Here is a 501-nt window from a genome sequence, read left to right as displayed (position 1 = left end):
GTTTCCGCTCGACTTGCATGTGTTAGGCCTGCCGCCAGCGTTCAATCTGAGCCATGATCAAACTCTTCAATTTAAGATTTTGGTCGGCTCAATGAATACTGAACATTACATAAAGTAATGTTTGAATTGACTGTGCTCTTATTGGTTTTCACTTTTGAAAAAGTAAAACAAAACAGCTCAAGGCTGCTTCCCAATTCGAATGGTCACTCAGTTCATTGAAACCTAAATCGATACCGAAGTATCTATTTGGATTATCATCAACGAGTGCCCACACAGATTGATAGGTCTATATTTTTAAAGAGCTTTTTCTAACTGACTAAGCCGCTCTGCGTCTTGCCGTTAGGGGTGCGTATATTACGCTCCGAATTTTGAGAGTCAAGATTTTTTTGAAATTTTCTTTTCCTCTCTACCCGGCTCGGTTTGTGATGTTCGTCTCACTCCGTGTCGGTGAGGCGGCATTATAGGGAGATGAGTTTCGATGACAAGTCTTTTTTGAAATTT

General features: G+C 40.5%; 1 rRNA gene. It reads right to left on the bottom strand.

Annotated elements, in window-relative coordinates:
* Window positions 1-73, bottom strand: a 16S ribosomal RNA gene (locus RH89_RS16770); the annotation flags it as partial.
* Window positions 74-501 lie beyond the last annotated feature (428 nt).

The organism is Vibrio nigripulchritudo ATCC 27043 (assembly GCF_000222685.1).
Lineage (GTDB): Bacteria > Pseudomonadota > Gammaproteobacteria > Enterobacterales > Vibrionaceae > Vibrio > Vibrio nigripulchritudo.
The sequence above is the reverse complement of the archived record's forward strand: the minus strand, read 5'-3'. Positions and strand labels throughout refer to the sequence as shown.